Here is a 9,041-nt window from a genome sequence, read left to right as displayed (position 1 = left end):
CAACCTGACGGCCAATGTCGGGCAGTTGAACAATAGCAGCGGTGAACTCAACAGCTTGAGCAACGTCACGTTGCGGGTCGCCTCGCTGGATAACGTGGCAGGTCTGGTGGTGGCGGGGCAGATGCTCGACATCAACGCCAGCGGCCAGGTGAACAACCGGGGTGGGCGTCTCACTGCGAGCAAAAGCGCTGAGTTGAGCGCCGGTTCGCTGGACAACCGCCAGGGATCGCTTTCTGCCCAACAAGGGCTGAATCTGAATCTGACTGGGCAACTGCTCAACGCTCAAGGCAGCGTGACGAGCAGCGACACGCTGCAGTTAAAGGCCGGCCAGGTGGATAACACCGCTGGCCGCATCGCCAGTGCGAAGGCGCTGGATGCCAGCGTTACTGGCCTGGATCAGCAGAACGGCGAACTGTTCAGCAACACGAGCCTCAGCCTGGACATGAATCAGGGCCAGTTGAACAACCAGGGCGGGCTGATCAACGCCTCGGGTGCGTTGCTGTTGAACAACCTCAAGGACGTGAACAACCAGAACGGGGAAATTTCCAGCAAGCAAGCGTTCACCCTGGCGGCGCAGAACCTGGATAACAGCGACGGCAAATTGCTGAGCAACCAGGGCCTGATGCTCAGAATTGCCCAAGTGCTGGACAACGCCCGCGGCGCGATCTCGGCGGCCTCGGTGGATAGCCACAGCAACAGCCTGGACAACAGCGAGGGCCTGATCAGCAGTCGCGACCGACTCGATCTGATTGTCGACGCCTTGCTCGACAACCAGCGCGGCTCACTGATCGCAGACGGCGCGCTGCTATTGGTTGCCGACCGCCTGGACAACCGAGTCGGGGAGATCGTCGGCAAGACCGGGCTCAACGCCACCGTCAACACGGTGGATAACCGTCAAGGCACGCTGATCAGCACCGATGCCCTGAAGCTCACGGCGACCAGCCTCGACAACCGCCAGGCCGGTTTGATCGGCGCGACAAAAGGGCTGGATCTCGATGTCGACGACCTCGACAACCGTGGCGGCGAGCTGTCGAGCAATGCAGACGTCACGCTGGTCAGCCAGTACCTCGACAACAGCGATGGCGGCCAGGTGTTCGCCGGCCAGGCGCTGAAGCTGACGGTCGATCAACTGCTCAACCGCACCAAGGGCCTGCTCAGTGCCAAGGCTGGATTGGAACTGGACGGCGGCGCCCTCGACAATAGCGGCGGCTATCTGATCAGCCAGCAGAATCAGCGCATCAACCTGAGCCGAGACCTGCTCAACAGCCAAGGCCAGCTCAGCAGTGAAGGCTCGTTGAGTGTCAGCGCCGCCAACCTGACCAACACCGGCGGCAGCTTGTCCAGCGCCAAGGACCTGACCGTGCGCAGCCTGGGACGCCTCGATAACCAGGGCGGCGAACTGGTCGCCGACGGCGGGTTGCTGCTCACCAGCGGCGCGCTGGACAATCGCCAGCAGGGCCACATCAGCGCCAAGGGCGCGGTAGGCGTTACCACCGGTGCCTACGATAACAGCCAGAATGGCCGCCTCAACAGCGCCAGTACGCTGAACCTTGTCGCGGGCCAAGTCACCAACCAGGATGGCGGGGCCATCGGCAGCCAAGGCGCGCTGACGGCGTCGGTAAAAGGTCTGGATCAGCAGGGTGGCAAGCTGTTCAGCAACACCTCGCTGAGCCTGGACATGAACAACGGCCAGCTCAACAACCAGAGCGGCTTGATCAACGCCCCCGGCACGCTGCTGCTGAAAAACCTCAGCGGCGTGAACAACCAGGGCGGCGAAATCTCCAGCGCCGAAGCCTTCACCCTCGCGGCGCAAAACCTCACCAACGACAACGGCAAACTGCTGAGCAGCCAAGGCCTGACCCTGCGCATCGCCCAAGCGCTGAACAACGTCAAGGGCATGATCGGCGCGGCCACCGTCGATGCCCAGGCGCAAAGCCTGAACAACAACGGCGGCACCCTCACCAGTCGTGGCAACCTCGTCCTGACCGTCGATCAACAACTCGATAACCAGGCCCAAGGCCTGATTAGTGCCGCCCAACTGCTCACCCTCAAGAGCAGCAACCTGAACAACCAGGGCGGCAGCGTAGTGGCCGGCGGCGCGTTGGTCCTCAATGCCATGGCCCTGAACAACAGCGCCAACGGCCTGATCAACGCCCAGGGAGACCTCACTCTCGACGCCGATTCTCTGGACTCCAGCGATGGCGGCGAAGTCTCTGCCAAGGGCGACATCAACCTGACCCTGGCATCGCTGACGCAAGACGGCGGCCGCCTGCTCGGCGAAAAAGCCGTCACGCTGAACCTCGGCAACGGTGACCTGAACAATCGCAACGGTTTGATCATCGCCAAAGGTCCGCTGACGTTCAACGCCGTGCGCGACCTGAGCAACCAGGGTGGCGAAATCTCCAGCAGCCAGAGTTTCGACCTCAAAGGCCGCACGCTCGACAACAGCGGCGGCAAGCTGATCAGCAGCCAAAACCTGGGCCTCGACGGCCAAGCGCTGGTCAACCAGAACGGGTTGATTTCCGGCTGGCAAGGGCTGCTGGTCAACGGCACGAGCCTGGACAACCGCAACAACGGCACCCTGTCCAGCCGCAACGGCAACGTGACTCTCAACCTGCTGGGCAACCTGCTCAACGGCAACGGCGGTGCATTGGTCAGTCAGGGCAGCCTCGGTGTGACAGCCGCTTCGGTGGATAACAGCAAAGGCATCCTCAGCAGTGGCGGTGCGCAGAACCTCAACCTCAGCGGTGCGCTCGTTAACAGCCAGGGCGGTCTGATCGACGGCGGCGCGGGCCTGACCATCAAGGCCACCTCCGTGGCGAACGTCAGTGGCGCGGTCAACGCGCAGCAAACGCTGACCCTCGATGCCAACGATGTAAACAACCGCCAGGGCACGCTGGTGGGTAACGCCGATGTCAACCTGAACCTCAATGGCGTACTCGACAACAGCGCCGCCAAGCTCGCCAGCGCCGGCCCGCTGACCGTAAAAGGCGCGACGGCGATCAACAACCAGGGCGGCCAGATTGCCAGCCAGGATCAAATGACCCTGCTCACCGGCTCCCTGGACAACAGCAACGCCGGGACTATTGCGGCAAAAAATGCCCTGGCGATTACCGCCACCGGCGCGGTGCAGAACCATACCAACGGCCTGATCTACAGCCAGACGGCGGATATCGAACTCGATGCCGTGAGCCTGGCCAATGGCAAGGGCGAGATGCAGGGGCAGACCGGTCTTGATCTCCAGTTCAGCGGCGATCTCGATAATCAGGGCGGCAAACTCATCGCCCAGACCGGCGACGTCAGCGTCACGGCGGCCAACATCGACAACCGCGGCGGCACCCTCGCCGCAATCAAGGGCGCCCTTGAAGCGCGCACCGTGGGCGTATTGCGCAACGGCTTCGATGTGAACAACAAGGGCGGCGTGATCCAGGCCCAGCGCCTCAACCTCCGCGCCTTGGCTGGGCTGAACAACAACGGCGGGCGGATCGCGGCTCAAGCGGGCGATGTCATTATCAACACGGCTGATCTGAACAACCGCAACGGCGGGCTCTATGCCACTGGGCTGGTCAACATCAGCGCTACCGACCTGGATAACGGTGCGGGTGGACAGTTGGCGGGCGGGAGCTTGGATTTCTCCCTGCGAGGTGCTCTGAGCAACGTCGGCGGCGTCCTCGAAAGTGACAGCCGCATCAGCTTGAGCGCGGCCAGCTTAAACAACCAGGGCGGCCAATTGCGTACTCTGGCCAGCAGCGGCAGTACTCGCCTGCAAGTGACGGGCGTGTTGGACAACAGCAATGGCGTGATGGAAGTCGCCAACCAAGACTTGACCTTACAGGCCGGCAGCTTCCTCAACACTGGCGGCCGCTTGCTGCATGGCGGTACGGGAGAGTTCCAGATCGACTTGGCCAACCTGGGCAGTGCCGGTGGTGACATTGTGACCCTCGGCGGCCTGACCCTGAGCGCCGCCAACTGGACCAACAGCAGCGTGATCCAGGCCGCGCGGCTGAACATCGACGTCGGTCAACTGACGCTCACTGGCAGCGGCCAGTTGCTGGCGACCGACAGCTTAGTGGGGCGTGGAGGCAACTGGACCAACAACGGTCTGATCGCCAGTAACGGCACACTGGATATGGCCCTGACCGGGCTATACGCCGGTAGCGGCCAGGTCACTAGTGTCGGCAATCTCGGCCTGAGCGCCGCAGGTATACAGATATCAAGCGCAGGACGGATCGCCGGTGCGAGCGATGTGCAGGTCAGGGCCGGCGGTACGTTGGTCAACCAGGGGCGCATCACCTCCGCCCGGGACCTGACCCTCAATGCCGCTAATCTGAGCAACAGCGGTACGATCGGCAGTGCCGGCAAGCTTGACCTGGTCAGCCAGGTGCTGCGCAACGAAGGCGCAGACGCAGGTAATCAGAGTTTGATTTCCAGTGGCGGCGACATGCGCCTGCTGGTCGGCGACTTCACCAACCGCTTCGCTACGGTGTATAGCCTGGGAGGCCTGCTGGTGGCTGGCGATGCAGCGCTCAATCGCGCTAACCGCATCGACAACGTATCGGCCACGTTGCAGAGCGGTGGGGCGATGGGGCTGTACGCCAGTACGGTCAGCAACCGCAAGGACGCGTTTTCCGTCAGTGAGCAATTGGTTTCCGGCACCATCACTTACCAGTGTCTCAACTGTAAGGGACGGCACTACGACTTCTTTTATTACCTGACCGAAGAGATTGTCCGTTCAGTGCAGGCGGACTCCGCAGCGGCATCAATCAATGCCGGCGCTGCGCTGAAAGTGCAGTCATCACTTTTTGAGAACAAGCACAGTACCGTCAGCGCCGGGTCGTCCATCGATATCAGCGCGGATAATTTCAACAACGAGGGGGCGTCCACCGAAAGCGTGCTGCGCACCCGGCAGTTCCGCAATCCCAACGACAGCGAGCGAAGCTCCGTCTGGGACAGCCTGACGCGTGAGGGCGGGGCGATCGCCGAATACGCCAAATACAACTCAAAGACCCAGTTCGTCTACCAGGAAGAATGGTATGACGTCGACGGCAGTTACATAACACCGGTGGCCCAATCAAAACAGGACACCGGCATAGCCAACCCGAACTACCGGCCCAACTCGGGCTATGCGGTACCCAGCAAGCTCCTGGGTTATACGCTGATCGATACACGCGAGACGCAAACCAACACAGGCGTGGCCGCTAACGCCGTCATTCAGGCTGGCGGCGCGGTTAACATCACCGCCAGCCAGACGCTGGGCAACGGCGTTACGCGCCAGAACACCGGCTATTCCAGCCAATCCCTGAGCACGGCAAATACTCAGGCCAGCAGTGTGGTCAATCCCAACACCGCGCGCATCAATGCACAATTGCCGCCGGACCTGGCCCAGCGTCAGGTCAACCCGCTGGACCTGCCAGGCTTCGTCCTGCCCACGGGCGGTAGCGGTTTGTTCCGTCTGAGCGCTCTGGCCGCAGGCCAGGCCAACACCTCTGGCGTCGCACCGTCGCCAGCCAATTGGACCCTGGGAGGTGCCAGCATCGGCCTTACCCAACGCCAGCAACCTTTGGAGCAGACCGGCCCAACCCAACTGAGCGGCGGCAATGGACCGATCTTCCAGCCTGGCGCTTCAGCGGTGCTGCCGCAGGTGCTTCCCGCAGCGGCGCAGGGCGTCCCCAGCACTGCTACCGTGATCAATCCGCAAAGCATCGCTCGAGTGCAGGGCCTACCCCTCAACAGCCGCGGACCGCAGCCGCATAAATATCTGGTCGAGACCGATCCTGCATTGGCTGACCTCAAGCAATTCATGAGCTCGGATTATCTTCTGGACAAGTTGGGGTATGACTCGGACGCCAGCTGGAAACGCTTGGGCGACGGATACTTCGAGCAGCAAATGATCCAGCAGGCGGTGACGGCTCGTACCGGCAAGCGCTTCATAGATGGCCAGACATCCGACGAGGCGCTGTACCGGTATCTGATGGACAACGCCATCGCCAGCAAGCAGCAACTGGGCCTGTCGGTGGGCGTTACCCTGACCGGCTCTCAGGTGGCGGCCTTGACCCACGACATCGTCTGGCTTGAAGAGCACGAAGTCATGGGCGAGAAGGTGCTGGTGCCGGTGCTCTACCTAGCCCACGCCAACGACCGCCTGGCGCCGACTGGCGCGCTGATCGAAGGCCAGGATGTGAACCTGATCGCCGGTCAGAACCTGGAGAACAGTGGGACCCTGCGTGCCAAGAACAATCTGTCGGCCAGTGCCGGCCAGGACTTGGCCAACAGTGGTTTGATCCAAGCCGGCGGTCGCGTCGACCTACTAGCAGGCAACACCCTGTTCAACGGTGCGGGAGGCATCATCAACGGCCGTGATGTCAGCCTGAACAGTCTGCTGGGGGATGTTGTAAATGAACGCACCCAGACCCTGCAGAAGGGCGGCTACGTCGTTGAAGGCAAGCTGGACAGCGCCGCCCGTATCGAAGCCTCCAACGATCTGATCGCCGGCGTCGGGCGCGACTTGCTCAACATCGGTGGCGTGATGCTGGCGGGCCGCGATCTGGAGATCCGCACCGGGCGTGACCTGCTGATAGGTTCTGCCGAACAGACCTACAGTTATCAAAACGGGACGCGCAACCGCAGCGAGTCCATCAAACAATCCGGCTCGCAGATCACCGCTGGTCGGGACCTGGACATGGGCGCCGGCCGCGACTTCGCCGCCATCGGCAGCAACCTGGAGGCCAAGCGAAACATTGCCGTTGACGCGGTCGGCGACGTGACCCTGGCTTCGGCTGCCGATGAGGAACACTCCTACTCCAAGAGCAAGAAGGTGACCCGCCAGGAGGATCATGTCCGTCAGGTCGGCACCCAGTTGAAGGCCGGCGGTGATGTTTCCATGACCGCGGGTGAGGATATTCGTCTGATCTCCAGTCGCGTCAGCGCCGGTGACGAGGCTTATCTCTATGCCGGCGACCAGCTCGAACTGATAGCCGAGACCGACAGCGATTACTCGCTTTACCAGAAAAAGAGTAAGGGCAGTTGGGGGAAAAAGAAGACCAAGCGTGACGAAGTGACCGACGTGCGTCATGTCGGCAGCGCGATCACCACGGGCGGCGACCTGACTCTGGAGAGCGGAGGCGATCAGCGATATCAGGCGGCTAAGCTCGACAGCGGCAATGACCTGACCGTCAGCAGCGGTGGCGACATCGTTTTTGAAGGCGTGAAGGATTTGCATCAGGAGAGTCACGAGAAGAGCAAGTCCAGCGCAGCTTGGTTCAGCATGAAGGGTAAAGGTCGCACTGACGAGACCCTTCGCCAGAGCGAACTGACTGCTCAGGGCGACCTGGTGATCAACGCGGTAGGCAAGATCCACGCTGACGTGCGACAGGTGAACAAGCAGACGGTAAGCGCGTCCATCGATGCGATGGTCCAGGCCGATCCAAAACTGGCGTGGCTCAAGGAGCTTGATGCGCAGGGCGGGGTCGACTGGCGGCAGGTACAGGAGGTCCACACCAGCTTCAAGTACGCGAACTCCGGTCTGGGCCCGGCTGCGCAGATGGTAATCGCCATTCTCATGACCGTCATGCTCGGCCCTGCGGGTGCTGGCCTTGGCGGCTGGGCCCTGGCAGGTGCCTCCAGCCTGGCAACCACCGGCACGGTTGCGACCATCAACAACAAAGGAGACATAGGCGCCGGTTATAAAGCCGTTCTTAGCAAAGATGGCCTTACCAACGCCGCGATCGCAGCCATCACTGCCGGTATAGCCGAGAACTATCTTGGCGACATGACCATGACCAAGCAGGTCAATGGCAAGACGGTGATTGACTTAAGTTCGATCGAAGCCGTCAGTCATTTTGCCGGTCAGCAGTTGATCAACAACGCATCCGCTGCCGCGATCGCCAAGGCTTTCGGTCGAGACGTTACGTTGGCCGGTATCCTCCAGTCGACGATCTACAGCACCTTGGCGGCGTATTCCTTTGACCAAGTCGGTAACCTCAAGCTGAAGACGGGCAGCCCGGAGAAGATCGCCCTGCACGCATTGGTAGGCGGCATGATCGCCGAAGCATCGGGCAGTGATTTCGCTGTGGGTGCGATGGCGGCGGGTGTGAACGAGACGTTTGCCAACCAGTTGCGGAGGATGTCGGCCCAGATGGATCCGCAGAACCGCGACCACCTGATGCTGATGTCTTCGCAACTGTTAGGCGTAGTGGCCGCTGCCGCTGTGGCTGGTGACGACGCGAACAGCCTGCAGACAGGCTCGTATGTGGCTGGCAATGCGACCCAATACAACAACCTCAATCACCATGACATGAGTGACTTTGTCGGGGACATGAATGCCTGTGGTAGCAGCGAGATCTGTCAAAAGAACACGTGGGATGGGGGAAAGTACGAGGAGATCAGTAACGAAATCACCGATTGGTCGGAGAAGGCCGTCAGTGGAGCTTTTGCCAAATCCTTGCTGACCTCGATCCAGGGCGGGCTGACCGCACTGAATGACCTCAATTGCACGACGGCGACTTGCACGCAGTACAAGGACACTCTGACTGAGCGTGCGTTGAACGACCTGACGAACTTGGCGAAGGTTACTGACACGTGGGAAAACGCAACAAGCGTGGCTGCGCTGGTCATACCGACCTCAGGCGGCGCGCGTGGTGCTGGCGCTGGCGAAGGAGGGATTTCGCCTAGGATTCAGGCGGCTCTGGATAAGTTTACGGAAGCCAAGGCCATACGTACGGGAGCTTCTACGGGCAAGAACGGCAGTACGCCGCTTGGGGGGCCGGATGCTGAGGCTGGGATGCCTTATACTCATCCAGTCAAAGATGTTCCAAATGAACCTATTATCCCGGTCCCGGGCCGCGTACAGTCTCGCATAAACATTGCAAATGGCCGTACTGAAACGACACCTCTTCGGGATAGTGGTCAGCCCGTATCTGCGGGCTTCGAACACGTTTTAGAGGGGCATTTTAATAGAGAAATATCTAACTCGCGTTCTGTATTTACTATTGCTCCTGAGGAGCTAAAAGGGATTTTGCAAAGTACACCTGTGGTGAAGTCCC

1 protein-coding gene is annotated in these 9,041 nt (G+C 61.0%); it reads left to right on the top strand.

The genetic code is table 11. The annotated features are described in order from the left end of the window. Positions 1 to 9,041, top strand: a 9,041-nt coding sequence (locus LQ215_RS28850; protein ID WP_230153648.1) for a hemagglutinin repeat-containing protein, incomplete at both ends; no start/stop codon positions are given.

This window comes from Pseudomonas brassicacearum, from assembly GCF_918698105.1.
GTDB lineage: Bacteria > Pseudomonadota > Gammaproteobacteria > Pseudomonadales > Pseudomonadaceae > Aquipseudomonas > Aquipseudomonas brassicacearum_F.
The sequence above is the reverse complement of the archived record's forward strand: the minus strand, read 5'-3'. Positions and strand labels throughout refer to the sequence as shown.